This window comes from Endozoicomonas sp. PH6C, assembly GCF_059322965.1.
Window position 1 is genome coordinate 1,730,106 of record NZ_CP185342.1, and the last position, 25,704, is coordinate 1,755,809.

21 protein-coding genes and 1 pseudogene are annotated in these 25,704 nt (G+C 48.5%); 10 read left to right on the forward strand and 12 right to left on the reverse strand.

The annotated features are described in order from the left end of the window. Window positions 1-25 precede the first annotated feature (25 nt). Genes ACOMG9_RS06790 through ACOMG9_RS06805 form a run of 4 tightly spaced genes read right to left on the reverse strand, consistent with a single transcriptional unit; the run spans window position 26 to window position 2,675 of the window. Entirely contained in the window at window positions 26-586 is a 561-nt protein-coding gene (locus ACOMG9_RS06790; protein ID WP_448216352.1) for a pilus assembly PilX family protein, read from the reverse strand. Window positions 587-588: 2 nt separating this feature from the next. Then, a complete protein-coding gene (locus ACOMG9_RS06795) occupies window positions 589-1,638 on the reverse strand; it encodes a PilW family protein (RefSeq protein WP_448216353.1) in 1,050 nt (349 codons plus the stop codon). Window positions 1,639-1,641: 3 nt separating this feature from the next. After that, complete coding sequence (gene pilV, locus ACOMG9_RS06800; RefSeq protein WP_448216354.1) at window positions 1,642-2,112, reverse strand: type IV pilus modification protein PilV; 471 nt, start codon at window positions 2,110-2,112, stop codon at window positions 1,642-1,644. Continuing rightward, on the reverse strand, window positions 2,109-2,675 hold the full coding sequence (locus tag ACOMG9_RS06805; RefSeq protein ID WP_448216355.1) for a GspH/FimT family pseudopilin: 567 nt from the start codon (window positions 2,673-2,675) through the stop codon (window positions 2,109-2,111). The genes pilV and ACOMG9_RS06805 overlap by 4 nt, the downstream gene beginning before the upstream one ends. Before the next feature lie 211 nt (window positions 2,676-2,886). On the opposite strand from ACOMG9_RS06805, the gene ACOMG9_RS06810 reads away from it, so the two are divergent. Continuing rightward, window positions 2,887-4,989: an EAL domain-containing protein gene (locus ACOMG9_RS06810; RefSeq protein ID WP_448216356.1), complete on the forward strand. Its 2,103-nt coding sequence runs from the start codon at window positions 2,887-2,889 to the stop codon at window positions 4,987-4,989. Window positions 4,990-5,084: 95 nt separating this feature from the next. Continuing rightward, window positions 5,085-6,707 carry an NAD+ synthase gene (locus ACOMG9_RS06815; RefSeq protein ID WP_448216357.1) on the forward strand — a complete coding sequence of 541 codons (1,623 nt, stop codon included), beginning with the start codon at window positions 5,085-5,087 and terminating at the stop codon, window positions 6,705-6,707. Window positions 6,708-6,741: 34 nt separating this feature from the next. On the opposite strand, the gene coaE is transcribed toward ACOMG9_RS06815, so the two are convergent. Together coaE and ACOMG9_RS06825 are read right to left on the reverse strand one after the other, a co-directional pair. Continuing rightward, complete coding sequence (gene coaE, locus ACOMG9_RS06820) at window positions 6,742-7,344, reverse strand: dephospho-CoA kinase (protein ID WP_448216358.1); 603 nt, start codon at window positions 7,342-7,344, stop codon at window positions 6,742-6,744. Window positions 7,345-7,351: 7 nt separating this feature from the next. Next, window positions 7,352-8,224, reverse strand: a complete 873-nt coding sequence (locus tag ACOMG9_RS06825; RefSeq protein ID WP_448216359.1) for a prepilin peptidase — start codon at window positions 8,222-8,224, stop codon at window positions 7,352-7,354. 801 nt (window positions 8,225-9,025) lie between these two features. On the opposite strand from ACOMG9_RS06825, the gene ACOMG9_RS06830 reads away from it, so the two are divergent. Both ACOMG9_RS06830 and ACOMG9_RS06835 read left to right on the forward strand, forming a co-directional pair. Continuing rightward, entirely contained in the window at window positions 9,026-10,246 is a 1,221-nt protein-coding gene (locus tag ACOMG9_RS06830; RefSeq protein ID WP_448216360.1) for a hypothetical protein, read from the forward strand. Window positions 10,247-10,640: 394 nt separating this feature from the next. Then, window positions 10,641-11,068: pseudogene (locus ACOMG9_RS06835) on the forward strand (DUF4277 domain-containing protein); the annotation flags it as partial. A 159-nt stretch (window positions 11,069-11,227) separates the two neighbouring features. Here the strand turns inward: ACOMG9_RS06835 and ACOMG9_RS06840 are convergent. Further along, on the reverse strand, window positions 11,228-12,445 hold the full coding sequence (locus ACOMG9_RS06840; protein WP_422132974.1) for a type II secretion system F family protein: 1,218 nt from the start codon (window positions 12,443-12,445) through the stop codon (window positions 11,228-11,230). 402 nt (window positions 12,446-12,847) lie between these two features. Here ACOMG9_RS06840 and ACOMG9_RS06845 point away from each other — a divergent pair, with 402 nt between their 5' ends. After that, a complete protein-coding gene (locus tag ACOMG9_RS06845) occupies window positions 12,848-13,891 on the forward strand; it encodes a hypothetical protein (RefSeq protein WP_448216361.1) in 1,044 nt (347 codons plus the stop codon). A 243-nt stretch (window positions 13,892-14,134) separates the two neighbouring features. Here the strand turns inward: ACOMG9_RS06845 and ACOMG9_RS06850 are convergent, their stop codons facing one another. The 5 genes from ACOMG9_RS06850 to ACOMG9_RS06870 form a co-directional block, all read right to left on the reverse strand. Next, a complete protein-coding gene (locus ACOMG9_RS06850; RefSeq protein ID WP_448216362.1) occupies window positions 14,135-14,953 on the reverse strand; it encodes a symmetrical bis(5'-nucleosyl)-tetraphosphatase in 819 nt (272 codons plus the stop codon). A 341-nt stretch (window positions 14,954-15,294) separates the two neighbouring features. After that, window positions 15,295-16,101: a 16S rRNA (adenine(1518)-N(6)/adenine(1519)-N(6))-dimethyltransferase RsmA gene (rsmA, locus tag ACOMG9_RS06855; RefSeq protein ID WP_494529986.1), complete on the reverse strand. Its 807-nt coding sequence runs from the start codon at window positions 16,099-16,101 to the stop codon at window positions 15,295-15,297. A 436-nt stretch (window positions 16,102-16,537) separates the two neighbouring features. Further along, window positions 16,538-17,521: a 4-hydroxythreonine-4-phosphate dehydrogenase PdxA gene (gene pdxA, locus ACOMG9_RS06860; protein ID WP_448216363.1), complete on the reverse strand. Its 984-nt coding sequence runs from the start codon at window positions 17,519-17,521 to the stop codon at window positions 16,538-16,540. 103 nt (window positions 17,522-17,624) lie between these two features. Continuing rightward, on the reverse strand, window positions 17,625-18,917 hold the full coding sequence (locus tag ACOMG9_RS06865; RefSeq protein WP_422412617.1) for a peptidylprolyl isomerase: 1,293 nt from the start codon (window positions 18,915-18,917) through the stop codon (window positions 17,625-17,627). Next, window positions 18,917-21,763 (reverse strand): LPS-assembly protein LptD, encoded by a 2,847-nt coding sequence (locus tag ACOMG9_RS06870; RefSeq protein ID WP_448216364.1) that lies wholly within the window; start codon window positions 21,761-21,763, stop codon window positions 18,917-18,919. The genes ACOMG9_RS06865 and ACOMG9_RS06870 overlap by 1 nt, the downstream gene beginning before the upstream one ends. A gap of 639 nt (window positions 21,764-22,402) precedes the next feature. Between ACOMG9_RS06870 and ACOMG9_RS06875 the strand changes: the two genes are divergently transcribed. From ACOMG9_RS06875 to ACOMG9_RS06895, 5 genes are all read left to right on the forward strand, one after another. Next, window positions 22,403-23,440 (forward strand): aminoglycoside phosphotransferase family protein, encoded by a 1,038-nt coding sequence (locus tag ACOMG9_RS06875; RefSeq protein ID WP_448216365.1) that lies wholly within the window; start codon window positions 22,403-22,405, stop codon window positions 23,438-23,440. A gap of 5 nt (window positions 23,441-23,445) precedes the next feature. Then, a complete protein-coding gene (gene murU, locus ACOMG9_RS06880) occupies window positions 23,446-24,111 on the forward strand; it encodes an N-acetylmuramate alpha-1-phosphate uridylyltransferase MurU (RefSeq protein ID WP_448218620.1) in 666 nt (221 codons plus the stop codon). Then, a complete protein-coding gene (gene djlA, locus ACOMG9_RS06885) occupies window positions 24,108-24,926 on the forward strand; it encodes a co-chaperone DjlA (protein ID WP_448216366.1) in 819 nt (272 codons plus the stop codon). The genes murU and djlA overlap by 4 nt, the downstream gene beginning before the upstream one ends. Window positions 24,927-25,072: 146 nt before the next feature. Continuing rightward, complete coding sequence (locus tag ACOMG9_RS06890; RefSeq protein ID WP_448216367.1) at window positions 25,073-25,294, forward strand: hypothetical protein; 222 nt, start codon at window positions 25,073-25,075, stop codon at window positions 25,292-25,294. After that, window positions 25,291-25,623 carry a type II toxin-antitoxin system RelE/ParE family toxin gene (locus ACOMG9_RS06895; RefSeq protein WP_448216368.1) on the forward strand — a complete coding sequence of 111 codons (333 nt, stop codon included), beginning with the start codon at window positions 25,291-25,293 and terminating at the stop codon, window positions 25,621-25,623. Before ACOMG9_RS06890 ends, ACOMG9_RS06895 begins: the two co-directional genes overlap by 4 nt. The last annotated feature ends 81 nt before the right edge of the window (window positions 25,624-25,704 follow it).

Below are 25,704 nucleotides of genomic sequence, written 5' to 3' on the forward strand. Positions count from 1 at the left end.
ACTGTGAAATCCTTTTTCTTCTGGTTCACCGTTTGTAGGTGGACTGCAACATGACCTGACTATTGAGGTTATCGACCGAAGAAAGCACGGTTACACGGTAAAGCTTTGACCAGTCGGAAGGGTTGGCGGGGTTGGGGGTGACCCCAAACAAGACTCTTGGAATGTAGCAGAGGAATTCCACCGTATAGCGGGCTGAGGTTCCTGAAGGCAAACTGGTGGCAGCAATGGTTTTGCTGGCATCAGCCCAGAGGGCGGCACTTTTCCAGGGGCTGGCATTCCCGGCCCGACAGCTGATAATGCTGTTACGGTCAGAGCCATTGAAGCACAGGCCATTACTGCAATCGCTGGCGAACGTGTTGATATCGTTGCAACTGCTCTGGCTTTTGATACAGCGTTCGGCTTCCAGCAGTGCGGTTTCCGCAGCGATAAAAGCGGTCTGATGAGTCCGGTAGCTGGCTGACATTCTTTGCTCAAGGCTTGAGAATTGAACCGCCGTCAGAGTCGCCATCACCATGAGTGTAAAAAAAATCATGGTGTAGAGCAGAGCGGTTCCGTCTTCATCGTGACGTCGTCTGATATGACTCATGATTATCCACTGTTTCTCAGGGCCATGGTCATGACATATTCCTTGCGTAAGAAGCGATCCGACTGAGTGACTTGTTGACCATCGAAAAGATAGGTTCTCGGGGGCGCAGGCGGAGGTGCTGGAACAGGGAGGATTTCGGTTTCACTGCGCGTCAGCAGATGAATTCGGATGGCGGTGGTTTGCAGCCAGTCAGCATGGCGAAAACTGCGATCACCGGCGCTGATATAGCGATTAGTGACCCCGTCGTTATCTGTGTCCAGGCCGTAATGAATTCGAATATCCTCAATGCCGTCCACTATGGCCAGTGCTGAGGCATTGCCTGCTTCTTTTCGGAACAGGGTAGGCAGGCCGTTATCCGGTTTCACAAAATAACCCACAGATTCCAGAGGCTTCAAATAACCGGGATTGAATGACAGAGCGCCGGAAGGCGTCGAGCCGTCATAGCAGCGAAAACTGCCCTTGAGTTGAGCGACACAATTCTTGAAATCGCCGACACCGCTGGTGGTATGGGTTACGGTACTGCCGCCGATGGAACTCAGGGCTATCAGGGCTACCTGAGAGCAGTCCTGACGGGTTATCACCGCAGCACCGCCGGCCGACAGGGTCGAACCAATGTTGCGGTCCAGTGTCAGGGTGGATGTGGATGTGTCATGGTTGGTTATAGCAAAAACAGTGTCGGGATTGGCTTTGAAGATCAACAGGCTTTCTGAAGTGGCCTGAGCGTCCATCTTTGACTGCGTGTCAGAAAGATTCATCCCCTGTGTCGGTTGTTCAGCAGTCAGCCATTCATGGGTAGCGCTGTTTTGAAGCAGGGCATTACCGATTGAAGCATCGGTATTACAGCCTGTGTAGCCAGCGACACGGACGTCATTGGAGATGGAGTTGACAGCAATTCTGGCCGCTTCCTGCATTAGCCCCAACTGAAAGTTCAAGCGATTGGAGTTATTGCTGCTAAGAAAAACCTGAGTGACCGAGGTAATGATGAAAATACCCAATAACATCGAAATCATCAGTTCAATCAGGCTGAGTCCTTTTTGCCTGGGGCTGTTCATGGTTTATAGCGTGCTCCTGAGAATTACCTGACGGCGGGGCTGTTGACCTTTGCTGTCATCAAAAAAAACTGTGATGGTGTAGTTCCGACCCTCTGGTGTATCGGTTTTGACAATTGAGCCATCTGAATCAGGGAGCTGAGTGTCGAGAATGAACTTCCACTGGGCTACGTCATAGCGGGCCAGCTCTGCAGGTGTGCAATTTGCTGTGTCGCAATCATCGGGATAGGCTGCGGGCACATTGCCGACACTGGCCGAATAACCGGGCCCATTCAGGGCATAGACCGGGTTGGCTTTGATCCTGTCGAGCATGTCGTAAGCAAGAATGTTGGACAGAGAGTTGAAGTAGGCAATATTGTTGTAACTGATGCTTCGGGTTTGTAAAGCAGCCATTCCCAAAAGGCCAGAGGCCAGAATGACCACTGTGATCAGAACTTCCACCAGAGTCATACCTGCCTGAGAGCGATTTGAACTCATGGACAGACCACCGAGTCAGTTGAGCGCACCCGACCAGACAGGTTAATGGTGATACCTCTGGCGACCTTCGATGTTGTCAGGCTGTCGCAAATAAGAAAGCTGCCTGAACTGGTGTTATTGACAGTGCCATCTCCCTCAAACACGATTGGAGTGCTGTTGCTCCAGGTGATTGAGGCGATGGAATCTGTTGTCTGGGAACGTCTCAAGGTATCGACTCCTGCATCAAATAGGCCGTTACTGTTTTCATCGGTGAAAATGATCCAGCCTTGACTCCAGAGGGTTGGGTCTGCTGCGCAGGTGGTCCCGTCGGTGGATGCACAGGCAATGGTATCGCTGCCGGTTTTAACGGCTTCACTGCGGGTGTAAAGCAGGTTTGACAGCAGGTTTTGCTGAATGTTTGAGAAACGGATGGAGTTAGACATTTCTCTCAGTTGTGGCAGTCCCATGGCAACAATAATCGCAGCGATCAACAGAGTGATCATCAGTTCAATTAATGAAAATCCCTGTTCTCCAGGCTCAGGGCTGTTTATTGCTCTGGCTTTATGATTGTTTGACTGCTCCATCGCACCTAACCGGTTTTTAGCGCTTATCTGATCAGTCTAGAAGTGCATTTTCATGATCTGAGTATAGGGTCAGAGAACCTGTAGAATTATTTACAAAGAAGCCAGACGGATAAAAACAAGGTGTTTTTTTGGCAGGGGCTAATGATTTCAGGCGTATGGCAGTTATAAGAATGAGATAAGCCTTAAACTCTCGTTGAATCAGGTCAATGCCATGGAGCAGGAAAAAAGGGATACTGTCCGGCTGTTGATAGTGGATGCTTCTTCTGAAGAAGCCGAGGCACTGCTGAATGTCTATCGGGATGCCGGATACCCGACCCGTGCTCATCATGTCAACGCTATGGAAAGTCTGGATGAAGCCCTGTCCTCTCATCAGAAATGGGATTTGCTGATTATCTCATCAGCAGACTTGCCAGAAGGATTAACAATCAGTTCAGTGCTTGATCGGGTTGACCAGCAGGGCAGGGATATTCCTGCCATCGTGTTGTCAGAAGAACAGGAAGAAGAGCAGGAAGAAGAACAGCTGGAATGGCTTAAGCTGGGAGTAAGAAGTGTCATTACCCAGGATAATGATGAACTGCTTCTGCTGACTTCTGATCGGGAAATTGCCGACCTTAATACCCGGCGTCACTATCGACGCATGAGTGTTGCCCTGAATGAATCAGAGAAGCAGAGGCGTCACCTGTTGGATGATCAGATCGATGCCATCATCTACATCAGTGAAGGTCAGATTAAATACTCAAACCCGGCATTTAATGAGCTGGTAGGGATTGATGGCAACGCCAGTCTTGTCGGTAAACCCTTTACTGATCTGGTTGCAGACAAAGATCGCAGGGATGTGGGTGACTTCCTGAACAGTATCGAAGACAGTGGCCGGGCACTGGCAGCCATTCAATGTCCACTGCTGGCTGATCGGGATAAGGAAGTGCCGGTCAGGGCTATAGTCAGTCCTACTTCCTATGAGGGGCGTTATACACTGAGCGTTTTGGTGAGAACCCGGGAATCCGAAGGAACTTCGGAAGTTGGCCAGAAAGACGTTGGAGTCGCACGTCCCGACACTGAAACCCATCTTTATGATAAAGAAGCTTTCAAGGAGCAGATGGATGTTGCCATGCAGAGAGTGGTCGCAGGCAAAGACCAATTTGCCTTGCTCTGTATTACTCTCGATTCACTGCGGGCACTTCATGCCAAAGGAGGCAAAAGAGTCAGCCAGCCTTACTACAAGGAAGTTAGTTCACGTCTCGGGTTGGTGTTGATAGAACATCAGGCTGCCAGTTGGAGCGGCGACTGTATTATGGCTCTGGTTAAGGCCAGTGATGAAAAGGCAGTGCGGGAGCTGGCCGATCAAGTTATTAAGGGCGTTACACAAGAGAGAGTCACACTGGGAAGAAATGAGCTTCCAGTCAAGCTGAGTCTGGGGAGTGTCATACTGACCGATTCCTGCAGCGATCTTAATACTCAGCTGGTCAGAGCCCGTCATGCTGCCACACAGGCTCAAAAAGAAGGTGGCGGAAAGATTTGTTTCTTCCAGAGACGTAAGGTTAATACGGTCAGTTCTGTGGAGAAGCATCTGGCAGGCATGGTCAGTCAGGCGTTGAAAAATGACAATTTCAAATTGAAGTACCAGCCTGTGGTCAGTCTGAAAGGTTCTTCTGAAAAGCACTTTGAAGTTCAGCTGCATATGTTGGATGCCAGAGGTCGTGAACATGACTCACTGGCATTCCGAAACAAGCTCGATAAAAATGCGCTCTGGAGCAAAGTCGATCGTTGGCAGGTCATAGAAGCAGGAAAAGCGCTTCTGAGCCGAACCCGCACAAAGGATAAAATCCGACTCTTTATGCACCTCGGCGGTAACGCCATACTTGAGAAGGAGTTCCTGCCCTGGATGGGCGTTGCACTTAAGGCAGCAGGTATTCCTGCTTCATCAGTGGTTGTGGAAGTCAGTGAGCAGAATATTGTCCGCTTCAATAAACAGGCACCGGACTTTTTCAAGGCGGTCAAGGAGTTGGGTTGCAGTACCGGAGTGAGTGAGTTTGGCTGTAGTTTGAACCCTATGGAAACCATTGCCTCAATGACCCTGGACTATATCAAGGTTGATCCGTCTTTCACCAAAGATCTGACCAGCGAAAATCAGGGCGAAGAACTCAAGAAAATGGTTCAGGCGCTGTCGCAAAAAGGTCAGAAAGTGATTGTTCCCCAGGTCCAGAGTGCTGTTGAAATGGCACCACTGTGGCATACCGGTGTTGATTTCATCCAGGGCGACTTTCTTCAGGAGCCTGCAGAACATATGGACTTTGATTTTGAGGGTGATTTCTAGGCCATAATCATGGATCATTTTGAGTTTTACACCGGCTGCAACATCGTCGAAAATAGCCTGCTCTCAAATTCAAGATTAAGGCATCAGGCTTTTCAATGTCAGCGAAGCTCAATATCGTCATGGCTCAGCTTAACCTCAAGGTGGGCGACATCGACGGCAACACCCAACGGGTGATCGAATCGGCTGAAGAAGCCCGTGATCAGCATCATGCCGATCTGGTGGTTTTTCCTGAATTGACACTTTGTGGGTATCCTCCTGAAGATCTGTTACTCAGGCCCAGTATGGTGTTAAGAATTGAGCAGGCCATCAGCAAGCTCAGTGTGATTAAAGGCGTTGACCTGGTGATTGGACTGCCCGCCATGGGGGCTCATGGTTTGGAAAATCAGGCCGTGGTGTTGAGAGACGGTCAGGTGGTGGCCCGATACGCCAAACAACATCTGCCGAATTACCAGGTTTTCGATGAAAAACGCTATTTCATGCCGGGACAGAAACCCTGCGTCTTTGAGTGTAAAGGGGTAACGCTGGCACTGACTGTCTGTGAAGATCTATGGTATCCCTCTTCAGCCCAGCAGGCTGCGGATGCCGGGGCCGAGCTGATTTTGAGTCTCAATGCGTCTCCCTTTCACAAAGATAAGCAATCTATCCGTTACCAAACCATCCGCAGCCGTTGTCTGGAAACGGGTCTTCCTGTGCTTTATGTCAACCTGCTGGGTGGTCAGGATGAACTGGTGTTTGACGGTGGCTCTTTTGCTATGAACGGCAATGGGCAGGTTGCTGTCAGGGCCGATTACTTTGCTGAAGGTCTCTACACAACCCGTTTCGACATAGTAGACAAGGCTTTTGATCAGGAAGACGTCGCAGAACTGCCAGGCCTTCATGAAAGGGTTTACAAAGCTCTGGTTACAGGTGTTCGTGATTATGTGAATAAAAATGGCTTCAAAGGCGTTGTTTTAGGTTTATCTGGTGGTATTGATTCCGCTCTGACTCTGGCCATTGCCTCTGACGCCCTGGGCGCTGAGCGGGTGCAGGCGGTTATGATGCCATTCCGTTATACCTCAAACATGAGTCTGGAAGATGCCCGTGAAGAAGCCGATATTCTGGGTGTCGATTACTCCGTCATGCCCATTGCACCGATGTTTGATGCGTTTATGGAAACGCTGAGTGCCCAGTTTGAGAATACCCAAAAGGACACTACAGAAGAAAACCTTCAGTCCCGTTGCCGGGGCGTTATGCTGATGGCTATTTCCAACAAAAAAGGTTACATGGTCCTCACTACCGGTAACAAGAGTGAAATGGCGGTAGGCTATGCCACGCTCTATGGTGATATGTGCGGTGGTTACAATGCCCTGAAAGATGTGCCAAAAACGCTTGTTTTTGAATTGTCCGAGTACCGAAATTCTTTGGGCTATGTGATTCCGCAACGAGTGATCGATCGCCCGCCTTCCGCCGAACTGGCACCGGATCAGGTGGATGAAGACAGCCTGCCTCCCTACGATGAACTGGATCGAATCATCGAAATGTATGTGGAAGAAGATAAAAGCGCGGAAGCCATTATCGAATCCGGTTTTGACCGGGATACTGTCTATCGGGTGCTGCGCCTGATTGACGTTAATGAGTTCAAGCGTCGGCAGGCGGTGGTCGGGGTTCGCATTACTCCCCGTGGTTTTGGGCGAGACCGCCGATACCCGATTACCAACGGATGGCGTCCGGGCATTTGAGGGTCCGGGCAAAACCAGGCTTCCCCAATAGGGCTCATGCGTTTGCCAAAGCCATGTAAGTCTTGTGAACCTCATCCAGCTGTTGAAACAGCTGCTCCAGAGAGCCGCTGTTATCAACTACGTCGCTGGCTTTCTCCAGCCTCTGTTGCCGGGAGGCTTGCCTGGCCATAATGGCCCGGGTTTGTTCTTTGCCCATGCCGTCCCGACTCATGGTTCTTGAAAGCTGAATGTCTTCAGGGACATCGACAACCAGAATGCGATCGGTGAGCGCATGTTGATCGGTTTCCACCAGAAGCGGTGAAACGATGATGGTGTAAGGAGACTCAGACGCTGCCAGTTCCTGAATAATTTGATGACGGATCAAAGGGTGCAGCAGCTGTTCCAGCCATACACGTTCGCTGTCGTCATTGAAAATAATATCCCTGAGTTTTCTTCGATCCAGTGTACCTTCATCAGTAAGAATATCCTGACCATGTCGTTCTGCAATTTTTTGCAGAGCTGGCCGACCGGGTTCCACCACTTCTCTTGAAGCCTGGTCTGCGTCCACCACGGTAATACCGAGACTGGAAAAGTAGTCGGTAACGGCTGTTTTACCACTGCCGATGCCGCCCGTTACGCCAATAACCAACTTACTCATGCTCAGCTCACAGCCCCATAATCTGCAGATAAGATTGAACCAGTGTTTCCCCCCAAAGCAGGGCAATAAAACCGGCAGCGGCCAGATAAGGTCCAAAAGGAACAGGTTTGCTCCGTTCCTGTTTTTTGAGAATGATCAGTACCACTGAGACAATGGTTCCTACCAGTGAAGACAGCAGAATAATCAGTGGCAGCATTTGCCAACCTATCCAGGCACCGAGCGCAGCGAGTAGTTTAAAGTCACCATAGCCCATACCTTCTTTGCCCGTCAGCAGTTTGAATAACCAGTAAACAGACCAGAGCGAAAGATAACCGGCAGCAGCACCCAGCACTGCGTCCTGCAACGGAATAAATAATTCAAAGCTGTTGGCCAGTAAGCCCAGCCAGAGTAAGGGCAGGGTAATGCTGTCTGGCAGCAGTTGGGTGTCCAGGTCAATCATGGTCAATGCCAGCAGGGACCAGACTAAAAAGCAAAGTAAAACTGTCTGGAGAGTGGCGCCAAAGTAGATACCAACAGCAACGGTCAGCAGGGCAGAGATCATCTCAATGATCGGATAGCGGGCAGAAATAGAGGTTTTGCAGGAAGAACAACGACCTTTCAAAAACAGGTAGCTGATAACCGGAATATTTTCCCAGGCCCGAATCTTGTGACCACAGCCTGGACAGGTGGAGTCGGGCTTGATCAGGTTATAAGGCTCCATCTCAGTGGGCACCTTGTCCGGATGAAGTGTTTCCAGACAATCCAGCTTCCACTGACGTTCCATCATCACCGGCAGGCGCAAAATAACAACATTGAGAAAACTACCGACCAGAAGGCCGACCAGAGTCAGGGTCAGGTAGAAGTAAGTGGGCGAAGATTGCAGTAATTCTATGAGTGCCATTAGTCAATAAATCCGGTTTTCTTAGTATTAAAGTGCCACTCGTTCAGGTTCAGAGGCGCATTATAATTCGATAGCAGCGACACTTTGGCTCATGGCTGTTTCTGGGGTTACTCTACTTGATTTTTGGCGTCAGTGCATTCTTGGGTGCAGTCTCAATTGAGCTGTCGGGCTATCCTCTGAAAGTCTTTACGGCCTGCCAGCGACTCAGACCATAATGACAATGTATTAAAAATACTGACAGGTGCCGGAAACTGTTACCAGCCAAGGCACCCAATATAGTCAGTGTGGATTTGTCTAGAGTTCTGCAGCAATCGCTTCAAATGCTGCCAGTCGCTCACTAATGCCTTCTTTTTAGTCAACCCAGGGAACAGAGCGATTAACGGATGGTAAAAGCTTTTTCAATAATAAGTATCTAACCAGTTGGTTTCGCATATTCTGGACGGCGGCTTTTTCCACCCTTCTGCGTTCCAACTCTGGTTGCGTAGCTATGGCTACGCGCCCGTCGTTGCGCCTTGAAGGATGAAAAAATCCACTCGCCAGAATATGCGAAACCAACTGGCCAGGTACTTATAGCGGCTTTCCGTTCTTCAGAATAACGAGGAACGATAAACTGTCTACCGCCGACGGTTTTATTAGTAGATTAATTAATAACCGGGACAATAATCATGACACAGCGGGTCCGCCTTCAACCGCACGCCTGAGGTGCGTCGGTTGGAAGGCTTTGTTAGTTGCATCCCATCCTGTTTAAAATATCATGATGATGCCGAAAATATATGAATATTAAATGGAATTCTAAGCGTTATGAAAAAATATAGATACATTTCTCTATCATTAATCCCTTTATGGCTTTCAGCTGACAGCACAATTCCAAGCGATGGTGATAATAGATTCTGGAAAAGCCCATATGAGCAAAGTATCACTGAAATAGAAAATGAGGATAAAAAGCATAATTTAAATAAATATATTTATACAGAGCTTTCTAAAGAGAGTTATTTATATGTGAATGTTAAAAATAACCTTGAATTAGAAATCAGTAATAAAGCTGATTTTGAAGGACAATCTAAATCATATCGAGATAATTATTCTAGATATTCCAAGACAAATTTCAACAAGCCAAATATTCTTAAAGCAGCTCTTTCTTCTGTTCCAAATGCCTCTGAAATTGATGGCAATGCAATACATGGATTGAAAAATATAGACTTTATTCTATCGGGAGGAACCTGGAAACCCTATTCGCTGGCCGTTGCAAAAAATCATTTGGCATTTTCAAAAGCAAGACGCACTAACTATAAGTTTGTATTGTTTAGCCAGAATAGTCAGGATGATGACTCAGTAGATTTGATGAATTGGATGCAAGGTATGCAGCCTTATTGGGGGAAAATATTTTTAATTAAGAAATTCCTGAAAGAGGGTCGGGTAAAACCTGGGAAATGGATTGCCTGGATTGATGATGACATTGTGATCAATGATTTCAAGAATGATCAAAGCCATCTTGATAAAATAATAGATTCAGTTGAAGAGAAAGTTTGCATTATAACTTCTCGGGACTACTGGTACTATGAAGAGTCAGATTTCTTAGATGGTGGTCATTTACCGAATACAGGCATTATTATGGTTAAGAATACAAGTTATTGCTCTGATATTGTAGGGCAATGGCTTAATTATGGAGATGACCCGGCTTTGGGAAAAAACACTCAAGAATATACGCTCCACGAACAAGAAGCCTTAGCTAAGCTTAAAAGAAATTTCGGTCGAGGATCTTCAGTTATCAAATTTATTAGAAACAGGACTAGAGATTGGGATTTTAATACATTTAAAAGATTTAACCATTTTTACAATGGTAGCCAGGCAAATTACAATTCAGATACAGAAAATGAAAGAGCCATAGCTGCACTTATTAATGATGCATATATTCATCACACTGGCATGGCTTCTCTTTATAGGCTTGCACTTATAGCTCACTCACTCTTTGAAATTTCAGGTAACTACCCCCGTATCCAAAATGCTGACGATGACAGCTAACTCCCCGCACAGCGGCTACGCATAAGCGCAGGCCACGACCTGCTTTACATGCGCTCATTTTATCTGGCTTTTGTAAACTGGAACGCAGTGCGTTCCAAATTGAGCAGGATCCACTATTTTCGTGTCGGTAGTTTAATCCACCATAAGTACTCAGCCATACGGAATCGAATATTTCTGGCTTATTGGGCAGGTGCTCTGCAAGGCGCAACAACGGGAACATAGCAAGCTATGCGACCAGAGTAGCAACGCAGTCAGAGTGCCTGAACAATAAGTCAGAAAATATGATTTCGTATGGTTGAGTACTTAACATGCTGTAGCTGCCTTTCATCACCCCGATTGATATTTACCTAAAATCTGTTGTCAAAGAAATAAACAGACATTCAGGTACACCAACATGTCTCAAGCTCAATACCAGTCTAAGAACCTCAACCACCTTGGCTTGGTTGCCGCTATGTGTCGGAAGTTAAGATAGCCGAATATATTGATGCCCGTATCACAAATGACTCCGATGTTCGTAATGTCACTATTGGACAAGCTGTAGTTGCAATGATCATCAATGGCATGGGCTTTACGGGGCAAACTCTGTACATGCTCCCTGAGTTTTTTGAGGATAAACCGATTGACCTCCTTATCGGGGAAGGTATACAGGCTGAACACTTGAACGACAAGGTACTTGGTCGGGCTCTCGACAGTTTGTACGACGCTGGTGTTAGCGACTTGTATCTCAATCTGGCCGTCAAGGTCGTCAATCATCTGAAACTTCCTTGCAAGGCATTAAATCTGGATGGCACCAGCTTTCATGTGGATGGAGTTCATGACAATCCAGACCAGAAAAAAAAGCCCTGCCAGAACCCAGCAGCAAGATAGGTATTTTTCTGTTTCCAGGGGCTTAGTGTATTAACGGTCAATAATCAGGAGGAACATGTGGTTGGCTCGAAGGAAAGGCAGTGGACGATCTATGTCCTCACTGCCAGCCGTTGGTTAGACCACAGACCCCAACTGGAAGATAGGCAAGTACATGGCAATAATAAGACCACCAACCAGCACACCAAGAACCGACATGATCAAAGGTTCCATCAAACTGGTCAGTCCATCTACCATGTTGTCGACTTCGTCTTCGTAAAAGGTAGCAACCTTATCGAGCATTTCATCCAGAGCGCCGGATTCTTCACCAATCGACACCATCTGAACGGCCATGGCAGGGAATATGCCGGAGTTTCTCATGGCAAATTGGAGTTGCTGACCGCTGGATACGTCTTCCTTGATCCGTTGGGTAGCATCGAAATAGACGACGTTACCTGCAGCACCGGCAACCGAATCGAGGGCGTCCACCAGGGGGACACCGGCGGCAAACGTCGTCGATAAAGTCCTGGCAAATCGGGCTACCGCTGATTTATCAAGAATAACACCAATCACCGGGATCTTGAGGGTGATTCGATCCATTTTGTCTCTGGTTGCTTTGGACTTCTGCAACAGTTTTTTGAACAGGAATCCGAAGGCGACAAGAACGGCTATCGCCAGATGCCATGAACTCTGAACCACTTCAGAGATACCGATAACCAGCTGGGTAAAGGCAGGCAACTCGGCTCCAAACCCCTGGAATACTTCCTCAAACTGAGGCACTACATAGACCAGCAGAATACCGGTTACGATCATCGCAACACCCACGACTGCGATGGGGTATTTCATTGCTTTTTTGATTTTTGCCTTGAGGGCCTCGGTCTTCTCTTTGTAGGTGGCGATTCTGTCCAGCAGTGACTCCAGAGAGCCTGACTGCTCACCGGAAGCGACCAGGTTGCAATAGAGGTCATCAAAATGAATGGGATGGTTTCTCAGAGCGTCGGCCAGGGTGGAACCACCGGCAACATCATTCTTGATTTTGCCAATGAGATCTTTCATGGCAGGCTTTTCGATGCCGTCAGAGGTAATATCAAAAGCCTGAAGCAGGGGTACACCTGCTTTCATCATGGTAGCGAGCTGGCGGGTAAACAGGGCAATGTCCATGGGCTTGATCTTGCCGCCCTTTGTGCCCAGTGACATACCTTTTTTTCTGACTTTTGTGGTGCTGATTCCCTGCTTACGGAGTTCGGCCTTGACCAGGGCAATACTACCACTCTGGATTTCTCCCTTGACCTTCCGTCCACTCTTGTCCTTACCTTCCCAGACGAATGTGGCTGTTTTTGTTGGTTTTCGTGCCATATCTAGCCAGTTCCGTAGCTTCTTTTATCATTCTTGTTGAGCCACCGCGATGCAATGGCGCTGAACCGCTGTTAACGGAGTTCGCTATAGGGGGTTCATTATAGCGCTAATGGCTTTGTCGGCGAGTATTGTACGAGACCTTAGGGAAACTTTATAGGAAGTAGAAAACAAAATCACAAAAAGATGACAGAAGTCTTCAGAACGGTTGTAAAAAGCCGGTGACTATTCTGCTGTAGCGGGTTTGCCGCAGAGGTTTTTTTTACCAGTGAAACCTTTGGTTTTTGACAGAAAAATACGCTTGCTTTCTTGAACTATCACTTTCTTTGTCTACTTTTCCAATCTAATAAATCAAAAACACAAGACAGAAGACATAAAACACAAAACAGATGTAAGGAAAAAATTTTGAAAAAACCACTCTCTTTGGCACTGCTGTTGCTGATGCTCTCTCTGTCTGTGATTTGTCAGGCCAGATCATTGAAAGGAAGTTTTGTTGTCGAGTTTGAACAGAGTGGCGTTTATCCGGGCGAGAGCTTTTCCATAGAGTCTGGCGAGCATGGATTGTCTGACAAGCCGTCATACGGTGTCGACGCCGATTCAGGATCAAATTTGCCAACTGATAACGAAGCATTCAGTCTTGGCGGTTACGGAGTGAAAACGTCTTTTATTGAGTCGATTTCGTGGCAACTGATTTACGCTACTAATCTGCTGGTTGCTTACGAACTGGTTCTGACCACCAATGGCACCCCTGACTCTAAACCCTACTCACGGCTGACTGCAGAAGCACTTGCTGCTGTAGGCGCGCTTTTGAAAAGCTGTTGGAACGCCGATTCACCGTTCTATAAATCGTTGGGTCAACTGGAGGCAACTCAGGGTGACCCGTTTGCGGTCACCACTATGATGCTTCCTGGTCACAGTCAACAACAAAAAGCGCCATCAGCAGAAGCATCGTCCTCCAGTCAGCAAGCCTCAGGAACAGCAACCCCCCAAGCTTTTTCCAGCTTTTGGTCTTCAGGCTCAGGCGGCGGTAACGAAGGCCCTGGACAACCCCAGCATACTTTGGGTTTAAATTGTTTTGTCGATTCCTGCGCAGGCGTCTGTAAACTCCCTCAAATAATCGATATTAGCGAGCCAGCTGATTGGTCGCTGGGTCCTCTGGAGAATTCGACGACCCACACTTGTTATGATCATGAGATGGCAGAAACACAACCCTTTGAGCAACCTCATACATTTAAATTTACGTTTACGATGGATGACCCAACAAATAGCTGCACGCTGCATCCAGAGGCAATCTTTACAGGTGATGCCTGGGGGGCAGACGACTACGATCCAGTAACCTGTGGATGCGGGGTAGTCTGTATGAATCATGAGGCTCTTTTGAAGCACCAAAAAAGAGAACACAATACCGGGCGTTCCGAGCAAAGTCAGAATTTCAAAAGAAGGCGCTAAGTACTCAGTCATACGGAATCGAATATTTCTGGCTTACTGGGCAGGTGCTCTGCAAGGCGCAACGACGGGAACATAGCAAGCTATGTGACCAGAGTTGCAACGCATCACGACTGCATGGATGCAGGAGCTAGAGCAACGCAGGAGCAGTTGCCGCGAGTGCCTGAACAAAAAGTCAGAAAATATGACTTCGTATGGTTGAGTACTTAAGGGCCCAAAGTGTTCAACAAACTTCTCTTAGCCATTTCATTCATCCTCATAGCAGCAGTCTACTGAGGTGGTAGTGTAGTCGTCCAGGTTCAGGGCAGTGAGGCAGCGTCCCCAGACGCAACCGGTATCAAGAGCATGGATTTTTTTTCGCTGACTGTTGCCTTCCAGGGCGGCCCAGTGACCAAAAATAATACGTTCCTTGTAGACCGGGCTGTCAGGAAAGCTGTACCAGGGGGCGAATGTCTCTGTGGCAGATGCTGTCTTGTTATCGAGGTCAAGCCGACCGTATTGGTCACAAAAACGCATCCGTGTCAGGTAGGCTGCGGTCAGTTTGAGACGAGCTCGACGGGTATAGGCCTCTTCCATAGAGCTGATGGAGTCTGATTTGAATAAAAACTGAAGAAACTCCTGATAGTTTTCTCCCTGAAGGGCTTTTTCCAGCTTGCCTGCATAAAGGCAGGCCTGCTTCAGAGTCCAGATCGGGGGAATTCCGGCATGCACCATGGTGACTTTGCGTTTTTTATCATGATGAATCAGTGGGCGGTACCTTAACCAATCAAGCAGTGAGTCCCGGTCAGGGGCGCTGAGTAGAGGGGCTAATGTGTCTTTCCTTTTAGATCGGCGAACGCGTGCAGCAACAGCTAGCAGGTGCAGGTCATGGTTCCCCAGAACAGCAGTACAATGGCTACCGAGACTTTTCAGGTAGCGAAGCGTGGCCAGTGAGTCGGGGCCACGGTTTACCATATCTCCCGCCACCCACAATTGGTCACGGCCAGGCTTGAAACGGACTTTGTCAAGCAGGCGTCTGAGAGGTTCGTAACATCCCTGGATATCACCTACGGCGTAAACGGTCATTAACTATAATCTCCTGAACCTTTCAATGTGGAACAGCAATACATGACTTATAAAGGTTGCTGATTTTTAACATCAAATTGAGGAATGCCTGGTGGAAATGCCCAAAGGCTTTTCCTGATCAGGTGTCTGTTTCAGGATAAGCTTCTGACCGACTCGAAAAAATATCCTTTTCTTCGTTGGCCGGATGGAGGTTCTTCTCCACACTACTGAAAACTGTATTTCCCTGCTAATAGTAGTAACTCAGTGAGCAGCGGGCATGCAAGCTGTCTTGCTGTTTAGCATTTAATAGCAGCTTCTCACGGTGAAAAATTGTTCATCCCCGAGGGTGATGAACAATTGTTTCAGTCGTTCATGGCAGATGTATGCAGATAGTTGGCGATGGCAACAAACTCGGGCAGCGTCACCGTTTCAGGGCGACTCGCTGGGTCAATACCCAGTTCAGTGAGTGCGTCGGCAGAGATCAGCTTTTTCAGAGTGTTTCGCATGGTTTTACGGCGTTGCTGGAAAGCTTCCCGAACAATCCTTTCCAAAAGGTTTACGTCATCCGCCGGGCAAGGTAACTTATTATAAGGCTCAAGTCGTACAATGGCTGAGTCAACTTTGGGGGCTGGTTTGAAACAGCCCGGGCCCACAACGAACAGATTGTCTACCTTGCAGTAGTACTGGGCCATGATGCCCAAACGCCCATAGTGCTTTTCACCGGGCTGCGCTGCCAGTCTTTCCACAACCTCTTTTTGCAACATAAAGTACATATCGCTGATCAGCCCCTGGAACTCAAGCAGGTGGAAAATCAGGGGGGTGGATATGTTGTAGGGCAGGTTGCCCACCAGTCTAAGTGTTTGACCCTCTTTAATGAGAGAGGAGAAATCAAACTTTAGGGCGTCTCCTTCGTGAATTCTGAACTCAGGATTCAGGCCAAACCTGAGCTTCAGAGTCGGGATCAGATCTCTGTCCAGTTCAACCACGTCCAGTTGCCCGGCAGCGTCCAGCAGAAATTCGGTCAGTGCACCCTGACCTGGGCCAATTTCCACAATTCGGTCGCCCGCCTTTGGGTGTATGGAACGGATAATCCGTTGAATGACACCGTGATCGTGCAGAAAGTTCTGACCAAATCGTTTACGGGCCTTGTGGTAGGGAATTTCAGCCATGCTTTTGACAAACTAAACCAGCAACAGAGGGGGCGCTATAATAGCGGCAGATAAGCCATTTGGCTAGGAGCCTGACCGAGAACAGACTGCCCTACGCGGCAACTGCTCCTGCGTTGCTCTAGCTCCTGCATCCATGCAGTCGTGCGGCGGCAGCAAATTGGTCTGAAAATCCGCTTTTGTTCGTCAAATAGCTCGCTATTCTCCTCACAAAACCGAATTTTCATCCTCAATTTTCTGCCGTCCTCGCTACGGGCGCTATTCTCGGTCAGGCTCCTAGCAGCCTGTCGGACTTAAGACTGTCCTACTGCGGTTGCAATAAATTGGTCTAAAAATCTCTGTTTCTTCGTCAAATAGCTCGCTATTCTCCTCAGAAACAGAGATTTTTATCCTCAATTTCTTGCAATCCTCGCTACGGACGCTTAAGTCCGACAGGCTGCTAGTGAACCATATCGAGAGCATAGCGGATAGCGGTAAACAGGCTGCCCGAATCGGCTTTTCCAGTCCCGGCCAGATCCAGAGCCGTGCCGTGATCGACAGAGGTACGAATAACGGGAAGCCCCAGGGTAATATTGACGGCATTACCAAAGCCTTTGTATTTCAGAACCGGCAAACCCTGATCATGGTACATCGCCAGAACAGCGTCAGCATTTTCAAGATATCTCGGGTTAAAGAGCGTGTCGGCTGGCAGAGGACCTATCAGATTCATACCTTCATGGTTTAACTGATCCAGTACCGGAATAATGGTTTCTATTTCTTCCATGCCAAGGTGACCCCCTTCTCCAGCGTGAGGGTTAAGACCGCAGACCAGAATTCTGGGGTTCTCGATGGTAAATTTTGTCAGCATATCCCTGTGAAGAATTCTGATGACTTCTTCCAGAGAAGATTGTGTGATAGCAGACGAGACATCCTTAAGTGGCAGGTGGGTGGTGGCCAGAGCGACCCTGAGGCCTTCGGTTGCCAGCATCATAACGACTTTTTGAGTGTTGGTTTTTTCGGCTAGAAATTCGGTATGGCCACTGAAAGGAACACCTGCGTTATTGATCACTTCCTTGCTGACAGGAGCGGTGACCATGGCATCGAACAAACCGTTTTGACAGCCTTCAATGGCATAGCTCAGCATTTCCAGAACGTAGGGGCTGTTGGCTTCATCCAGCTGTCCGGCTGAGCAGGGTTTGGTCAGGGATACAGGGGCAACCAGAAGAGTTCCTTCTCTGGCAGGTTCTTTTTCATCAGGGTTGAATAATTCAAAGGTTATATCCATTCCCAGAGTGTCTGCACGCTGCGCCAGAAGCTCAGGATCGGCAGCGACCACTGTTTGCACTGGCAAATTCTGGTAAGCCAGTTGCAGGCAGAGGTCGGGTCCGATGCCCGCAGGCTCGCCGGAGGTAATGATCAGTCTGGGCAGTGTGTTGCGTGTCATAAGTCAGCCATGAGCCATGAAAAATAGAGTGTGTGCCACAAAAGAGAGTCTACAAAAAAAACAACGCCCCGGAAAACCGGGGCGTTATTCTTCTCGGGATGTCTCAGAGTCGTATGTCTATGTAGCTCTGATCTCTGATTTCACGTAGCCACACCTGAAGCTCTTCTTCAAACTTGCGGTTGCCCAGAATTTCACGCACTTTGTTTCTGCGGACCTTGTCGCTGATGTCTGAATTACGTTTACCCAATACCTGCAGAACGTGCCAGCCGTATGAACTCTTGAAGGGGTCGCTGACTACTTTTTCAGGCGTTTCTTTCATGGCTTTCTGGAATTCCGGAACCAGAGTCTTGGGAGAAACCCAGTTCAGGTCTCCGCCATTGAGAGCTGAGCCAGTGTCGTCAGAATAAGCCTTGGCCAGCTCAGAAAAATCTTCACCTTTCTCAATTCGGTCATAGAGGCTCTTGGCAAGCATCTGCGCTTCAAGATCGCTGCGAATTTCGTTGGGCTTGATCAGAATATGACGAACGTGTATCTGATGTTCCATATGCTTCTCGTTACCACGAGTGTCGATCAGTTTGAAGATATGAAAGCCACCAGGGCTGCGAATTGGTGCAGATACTTCTCCGTCTGTCATCTTCAACGCCTGTTCAGCAAAAAGAGTTGGCAGCTGATCAGCAGAGCGCCAGCCCAGATCGCCACCATTTAAAGCGTTCTGGCCGCCGGAGTAGCTGAGCGCCATTTCGGAAAAGTTGGCACCCCTGTCAAGCTGAATAGCAATATTGTTGGCTTTCTTTTCAGCTTCCCGAACCTGATCAGGTGTCGGATTGTCTGGCGTGGCAATGAGAATATGGCCCAGACGATATTCAACTTGCATGCTGGCCTGTCCTTCCGGCGACTTGAGGAAGTTGTCCACTTCCTGCTCGCTGATCTGGATACGCTCGGCAATCTGGCGTTGACGCACCCGGTTGATGATCATCTCGCGACGAATTTCTTCCCGGGCAGCGGCGTAAGACAGGCCGCCTGATTCAAGATTTTTCTTGAAGGCTTCAACAGACATACCGTTTCGCTTGGCGATTTTACTGATGGCGTCATTCAAAGCCCAGTCATCAATTCGGATTCCACCGCGCTGACCCATCTGCAGTTGCAGGTTTTCAAGAATCAGCTGGTCGAGCACCTGCTTCTTGAGGATGTTGTCAGGAGGCATGGGAATATCCCGACTGTTCAACTGACGCTGAACAGCTTCGATACGGTTGTTCAGCTCGCTTTCCATCACCACGTCTTTGTCGACGACGGCAACAATGCGATCCAATGGTAGCGACTTGGCGTTAGCCGTACCGCCGACTACTGCAAGGGTGCAGCAGGCGGCAAAGAATAGACTCTTCAATCCCGTCATCATTACTTCTCGTGAATCTCGTAACCTTGGATACCTTGCAAGTATTCCGTTCCGGAGCTGCCAGTGATATTACCCAGTCCACGCAAGATGAACTGGAAGAAAACACCGCTCTTCGGATCAGGGTGGTCGATATTATCGTCTGTTTCGATCCATGAACGCCAGAAAAATCGAACCTGATAACAGCAACTGTTGTATTCGACGCCCGCAAGACTCTCCAGGTTCCTTTTGTTGGTTAAATCATATTGCCAGCGACCCAGACCAACCCAACTAGTGGTTGCGGGGATCGGCCAGGCAAAGGACAGGTCGGTCTGCTTCACGTTGTTATCAGCAGTTTCAAAGATTGGATTGCCATTCTGGTCGGTGCCGATCTGAATATTTTGTCCATCTTTGTCTTGAACATAGCGATCAACCTGATCCCTGAAACGGAAACCGAGGTTCAGAGTCTTGCGCTGTTCAGGCTGCCAACGATAGTAGAGACCATAGTTGTCCAGACGATTTTCGTTGGTATTCCAGGAGAAATCCTGTCTCACACTCATTGTGCGATTGAAATTGTAGATGAATTCCGATGCCAGGGGAGAGGTTGGATCGGTCAGTTCACTTTTGAGTCTTTCATCCATGGCGACAAAGTTTTCATCAATGTCCTCAGCCGGAACTTTCTCGTAGCCTAAATTGTTGGCTATGTAGACTTTGCGATCCTGGAAATAGACAATCTGGCCAATACCAAAACGCATCCGTTCAAAACCATCGTCTTCAATCAGGCGGGTGGTAACACCCAGAGAGAGCTGGTTGGCATCGCCAATACGATCATAGCCACTGAAGCGGTTATCGAGCCACAGAGAACCGTAGGTGAAGCCCATGGCGGCGGTGTCGAAAATCGGGTTGTATTCCTGATTCTCGACATAAGGCACATAAAGGTACTTGGCCCTGGGCTCCAGAGTGTTTGTGAAGTCAGTACCGAACAGGTTGGTAAAGCGCTCAAAGTAGAGGCCACTATCCAGGCTGAAGGAAGCCGCTGTGGTATTCGGAGATTTGGTAAAATCATTCGGGTCGATGACAGATTGACCATAGGCTCCCTGAAGGTCGTTGATCACTTCACTTGCCACCAGATTGCTGAGGCTGTAGTTAACACTTCGAACCTTTACTTCAGGTGTCAGGAAGCCCCAAATGGTCTTCATTGGGTAGCTGACACCTGCCTGACCGAAGGCCCGACCCCCTTCGGCTTTTTTGATACCGTAGCCTTCGTCGTAAACACTTTCTCTGATATCCGGATCACCAAAGTCCGGATGCTGAATCTCTCTGACGAAGCGCCAGTCTTTATCCCGACTGAACTGGGTGTAATCCGCCAGGTAATTGACCTGCAATGTTTCTCCTGCTTGCCAGTTACCACTGAAGACCAGCTGTGGAAGTTTGTTATAGGGGTCATCAGCCGTCTGACTCATGTTCTTGAACTGGTGAGCATTGAGACTGAAGGTCCAGTTATTGTAAGTACTGCCGCCCAGGTATTGGGTGCCTATCTTCTGATTCAACGGACCAGAACTGGACAGGTTTAGATTGGTACCAAAGTCTTCAATATAATTTTTGTCACTGGCGTCGGCATAGTCGAGCTCTGCCGTCCAACGTTCAGAAAAACGCTGTTTATAACGCACATTGGCCAGCCAGCGTTCCTGATCGTAATAGGGGTTTTCTTTTTCCAGCTTGTCCTTACTGGTTAGCCCGGCAATACCTGCTTCACCTTCTCCGCTTGCATTCATATAGCGGAATTGGTTTTCCAGCAGCAGGCCACGCCTGGACAAAATGCGAGGCGTGATGGTGGCATCGTAATTCGGGGCAATATTCCAGTAATAGGGCAGGGTAAAGTCGATGCCGTTTTCACTGTCTGAGCCTATTGTCGGGTACAGAAAGCCGGATTGACGACGATCATCAATGGGGAAGTACATGTAGGGGGCATAGAAAATGGGTAGCCCTTCGACCCGAATAACAGCATTTCGCGCTGAACCAAAACCGGTATTGGGGTCAAGAGTGACATTACTGCCAGTTAGCAGCCAGCTTTCATCACCGGGGCGGCAGGTGGTGTAAGAGGCATCTTCGAGCACCAGTGTAGAGTCTTCGTTGCGAATGATTTGTTCGGAGTTCCCTCTGGCATGGGCTCCATGCATGGCGTAACTGGCATTCCTGATGGTAGCCCGGCCACTATCGAGCAGCATATCAGCGTAATCACCTACCAGCAGGGTGCCAGGCTCACGGTAGACCACGTTGCCTTCGAACTCGGCATAGTTGGTAGCGCGATTCATTCTGGCCGTATCACTCTGGATCTGACGATTGCCCTGTCTGATAGAGACGTTGCCGGTAAGAGTTCCTATGTCATTTTGACCAAAAGAGGATTCATCTGATTCGGCAATGATGGGTGCTGTATCAGAGTTGCCCGTGAAGTTTTTACCAGGACGGGCAGGCTCTGAATAGTCACCTGTGCACCAGGGCGTTGCCTGATCCAATGCTTTTCGTTCATTCTCGCTGAGCTGGGATTCAGGCACCCAGTCTAGCGTTTCCCTGAGGTTGGCGCGGCTGTTGCCGGTTACGACAGTCGCTGTTTCACTGCTGGCTTTCTTTCGAGCGGATTGGGTCACAGCCGGCGCAATGGGGCGAGACGCCCGATTCATAACACCAGGCTCCATCGGCTCGGCAGAACAGTGCCAGCCGGACCCATCCGGGCTGGCTTTACAGCTCCAATGATCATCTGCTGATAGTGTGGATTCGGCATAAACCCTGACAGTCGGTTGGCTGGCAAGCAGCACGGAAGCAATCGCCAGAGTTAATGTTGCCGGTTTGAAAGGTAGAGGGTATTTCTCCATGAGCTCAACTTTCCCGTGCCGTTCTTGTTACCATGGTTTGAAGGTTTTTTGCACAACTCCGGTTTATGTCGGAGCGTGACAAAACGGCGTGCCATGGTTGATGGCGGTTTAAATCTGCTCTGTCATGCGTACAGAGAACCTTGTTACTCAACCTGCTGCCGGAAGCAGCATTTCCTATCAATAAGGGCATCTGTAAAGCAGTGTTTCGGGTCTTGTGTGTGGTTATCATGATCGCCAGCTGTTCTGAAAACATGAAAGTTCAGGTCAGTCTCTGTCAATTGCTGGCAGACCTCTGGAAATCGTAGAGCGAACATCTGCTTTTTACCATGAGCTATTGTCCGGCTGATTGTTTCAGGCGGACAGTGATTTTGCCCGAAGACTTTGCATTCCATGGCTTGTTGACAATTTATGACTGAGCCCGATTGCTCATGCAGTAAACAATCAGTAGGGTCAGTTATATCACTGTTACTAGTCTGTGTTACTCTGTCTTTCAGTGCAATACATTTCAACACCTTGATGTTAAACCTTCAGTTGTTCAGTCCGAATATTGCATAGACATTCAAGAGTAAAAGAGGCATAAGCAATGGAGCCTCTGAATCTGTAGGTGGCCTCTCAATCAACACAGGACATGTAAAGCAAGTGACACCCTCTCCAAACGATCGTCTGCAGCAATTAAAGCATTGGGCGTACAAGGCTTTAACGCCGGTCCAGGCTACACTCGACCGGGCTGCCCAAATGATTCCTGTGGGTGGTGATGCCGGCTTCAGAAATTATTATCGATTGCAACTCCCTGAAGGCTCATTGCTGGCAGTAGACGCTCCACCAGAGACTGAAGACTCCCGTGCTTTTGTTGCCGTTGCGGGTTTGCTCAAGGCTCAGGGAGTCTCTGTGCCAGATGTACACTCGGTTGATTATCAGTCAGGCTTTATGCTGGTGGATGACTTTGGCGACACCCTGTTGCTTCAGGCCCTCAATGATAGCAGTGCTGACGAGTTTTATGGAAAAGCGCTGGATATTATTTTGCAAATCCAGACCTGTAAGCCTGACACACTCCCCCCTTATAGCCGTGAACTGTTGATGACAGAGCTGGAAATCTATCCCCAATGGTTTCTGAAAGAATTGCTGGGGTTGGATATTGAAGGCACTACCGGCAGGCAACTCAACCAGCTGTTTGAACTGCTTACCGAGACAGCTTTGCAACAACCCAAAGGGGTCGTTCACCGTGACTTTCATTCCAGAAACCTGATGGTGCTCTCGCAAGGGAACCTGGGGGTCATTGATTTTCAGGGAGCCCTTCATGGTCCCGTGTTGTATGACGCTGTTTCTTTGCTGAAAGATTGTTATATCAGCTGGCCCAGAGACAAGGTGGAGAGTTGGTTAAAGATGTTTATCAAGTCTCACCCTCAGTTGAAAGATGTGAACTTTGAAACCAGCCTTAAATGGTTTGACTGGATTGGATTGCAGCGACACCTCAAGTGTCTTGGAATATTCTCCCGACTCTGGTTCCGGGATAACAAGCCTCAGTACCTGCCAGAGATACCAATGACCTTTGCTTATGTCATGGATGTTTGTGAACGTTATCAGGAGCTGGATTTTCATGCCAAATGGCTCAAGCAGTCTGTGGCACCGATTCTTAAAGATTGTATTACAGCTACACGGAAAGAGACTGAACAGTGAAAGCAATGATTCTGGCTGCCGGCCTGGGAAAAAGACTCAGGCCACTGACTTTGGAAAAACCCAAGCCACTGGTGGAAGTGGCAGGTAAACCACTGATAGTACATCATCTGGAAAAGCTCTCGGAGACTGGCTTCACAGACATAGTAATCAATCATGCCTGGCTGGGAGAAAAACTGGTTGCGGCTTTGGGCAAAGGCAGCCAATGGGGCTTGAATATTGAATATTCAGCGGAGTCTGAGCCTCTGGAAACAGGTGGTGGCGTGTTCAAGGCGTTGCCGCTGCTGGGGGATGATCCTTTCCTGCTGGTCAATGGCGATGTTTATACTGACTTTGATTTCCAGTCTTTACCAGATACACCCAAGGACTTAGCTCACCTGGTGTTGGTGGATAATCCTGACTTCAAGAAAGTCGGTGATTTTGCCCTGGACAGTCTTGGACGGGTTCATAAGGATGGTAAGAACAAGCTGACTTTCAGTGGGCTGAGTGTATTGTCACCCGAACTCTTTGCACATTGTAAATCCGGCGTCTTTAAACTCGCACCCCTGTTGATTGATGCAATGGCCTCGGGCAAAGTGGCGGGAGAACATTATCACGGACTCTGGACTGATGTCGGCACAGTGGAACGCTTGCAGAGTCTGGAAGGACATTTAAATCAGAGCAGGGCAACATGACGGCAATTCTGATCGGTGTATTCATCGGTTTTGTGTTTGGAGGACCTTTCGGGGCGTTTTTGGGTGGCTTGGTGGGCGCCTGGTTGAACCGTAATTATATTAATCCCAATCAACGCCACGGTGGCGGTCCCGGGGGGCATTTTAATCGTCAGCGCGCCCAGAGTGCGTTTTTTCAGGCCACTTTTCTGGTGATGGGCAAGTTGGCCAAGGCTGACGGTAGAGTCAGTGAGCATGAGATTGAAATGGCATCGGCCATTATGAATCAGATGCGTCTCTCACCGGATCAGCGTGAGGCTGCAATCAATCTTTTTAACCAGGGTAAGCAGCCTTCGGCAGATATCAGTGCCGCCCTGGCTGAGTTTCGCAAAGTCGCAGGTTCAAGTACCCTGCTTCCCCTGTTTCTTGAAATTCAGCTGCAGGCTGCATACGCTGATGGCAGCCTGACTCAGGCTGAGCGGGTTGTTTTCAAACAGGTATGTGATCAACTGGGTGTCAGCAAGATCAGTTTTGAGTTGCTTCACAAAAGGTTTCAGGCTCAGAGAGCTTATTATCATGCCGGGGGGCATCAGGGTGGCGGCTGGGCACGTCCAGACAGTGGGAAAAGTCTCTCCAAAGCTTATGAAGTGCTGGGGGTTGAGTCTTCTGCGACAGACAGTGAAGTGAAAAGAGCCTACCGCAAGCTGATGAGTCAGCACCATCCAGACAAGCTGGTGGCCAAAGGTCTGCCCGAAGAGATGATGGAAGTTGCCAAGCAGAAAACCCAGGAAATCCAGGCGGCTTACGACCAGATTCGAGAGCACCGGAAAAGTAAGTAATTCTGGTGTATTTTTGTAGGGAACTTCCTTAAGAGGGAGAGGGCTAATGTTTCTCTCAAGTGCAGAGCATGGATTGCCTACAGTGTCGGAAGGGACGCCACCTCTCTCAGGAGATTCTTCCATTTTTATCACCGAGTTGGTCGACCATGAAAGAAAGTAAAAATGAAACAAATGTGCAAAAGAGGTTGCTGAGTGAGATAAAGCAAGTACCTCCTGAATTCCTGCCGGCACTGTTGACTATTGTTCATAGTTTTCGTGAGAGTGTTGCCTTCGATAGTGCAGAAAATTCGTTTGAAAAAGGCTGGAAAGAAATAACTGAAAACGACCTCAAGCCCATAGAGGACCTGTGGCAAGGTCTTGAGCATTGATAAAGCTCCAATACACACCAGAATTCAAACGCTCACTGAGCAGGTTATTAAAAAAATACCGCAGTCTTCGAGAAGACCTGGAACCGCTTCTTCATAAGTTGGCAGCGGGTCAAACACCCGGCGACAGACTTCAGGTGTCCGGAGCCGTTTTGTATAAAGTCAGGATAAGAAACAAGGATACGAAGCGAGGCAAAAGCGGTGGTTATCGAGTCATTTACTATCTGAAAGCCCAAAAAGATATTATTTTGGTAACCCTCTATAGCAAAACGGAGCAGTCAGATATTCAAGTCAGTGAGATTCAGAATATAATTGACCGTTACCTGCGATAGTTCAGACTAGTGTCTGTCGATTAAATAAGTCACTTGGAAATATTATGAGATACCTTTTGACTGCCTTGTAAGCTCTACTCG

Excerpts from the sequence above, each read along its gene's own strand:
- ACOMG9_RS06790 (WP_448216352.1), bottom strand. The coding sequence starts at position 586 with ATGAGTCATATCAGACGACGTCACGATGAAGACGGAACCGCTCTGCTC.
- ACOMG9_RS06795 (WP_448216353.1), bottom strand. The coding sequence starts at position 1,638 with ATGAACAGCCCCAGGCAAAAAGGACTCAGCCTGATTGAACTGATGATT.
- pilV (WP_448216354.1), bottom strand. The coding sequence starts at position 2,112 with ATGAGTTCAAATCGCTCTCAGGCAGGTATGACTCTGGTGGAAGTTCTG.
- ACOMG9_RS06805 (WP_448216355.1), bottom strand. The coding sequence starts at position 2,675 with ATGGAGCAGTCAAACAATCATAAAGCCAGAGCAATAAACAGCCCTGAG.
- ACOMG9_RS06810 (WP_448216356.1), top strand. The coding sequence starts at position 2,887 with ATGGAGCAGGAAAAAAGGGATACTGTCCGGCTGTTGATAGTGGATGCT.
- ACOMG9_RS06815 (WP_448216357.1), top strand. The coding sequence starts at position 5,085 with ATGTCAGCGAAGCTCAATATCGTCATGGCTCAGCTTAACCTCAAGGTG.
- coaE (WP_448216358.1), bottom strand. The coding sequence starts at position 7,344 with ATGAGTAAGTTGGTTATTGGCGTAACGGGCGGCATCGGCAGTGGTAAA.
- ACOMG9_RS06825 (WP_448216359.1), bottom strand. The coding sequence starts at position 8,224 with ATGGCACTCATAGAATTACTGCAATCTTCGCCCACTTACTTCTACCTG.
- ACOMG9_RS06830 (WP_448216360.1), top strand. The coding sequence starts at position 9,026 with ATGAAAAAATATAGATACATTTCTCTATCATTAATCCCTTTATGGCTT.
- ACOMG9_RS06840 (WP_422132974.1), bottom strand. The coding sequence starts at position 12,445 with ATGGCACGAAAACCAACAAAAACAGCCACATTCGTCTGGGAAGGTAAG.
- ACOMG9_RS06850 (WP_448216362.1), bottom strand. The coding sequence starts at position 14,953 with ATGACCGTTTACGCCGTAGGTGATATCCAGGGATGTTACGAACCTCTC.
- rsmA (WP_494529986.1), bottom strand. The coding sequence starts at position 16,101 with ATGGCTGAAATTCCCTACCACAAGGCCCGTAAACGATTTGGTCAGAAC.
- pdxA (WP_448216363.1), bottom strand. The coding sequence starts at position 17,521 with ATGACACGCAACACACTGCCCAGACTGATCATTACCTCCGGCGAGCCT.
- ACOMG9_RS06865 (WP_422412617.1), bottom strand. The coding sequence starts at position 18,917 with ATGATGACGGGATTGAAGAGTCTATTCTTTGCCGCCTGCTGCACCCTT.
- ACOMG9_RS06870 (WP_448216364.1), bottom strand. The coding sequence starts at position 21,763 with ATGGAGAAATACCCTCTACCTTTCAAACCGGCAACATTAACTCTGGCG.
- murU (WP_448218620.1), top strand. The coding sequence starts at position 23,446 with ATGATTCTGGCTGCCGGCCTGGGAAAAAGACTCAGGCCACTGACTTTG.
- djlA (WP_448216366.1), top strand. The coding sequence starts at position 24,108 with ATGACGGCAATTCTGATCGGTGTATTCATCGGTTTTGTGTTTGGAGGA.
- ACOMG9_RS06890 (WP_448216367.1), top strand. The coding sequence starts at position 25,073 with ATGAAAGAAAGTAAAAATGAAACAAATGTGCAAAAGAGGTTGCTGAGT.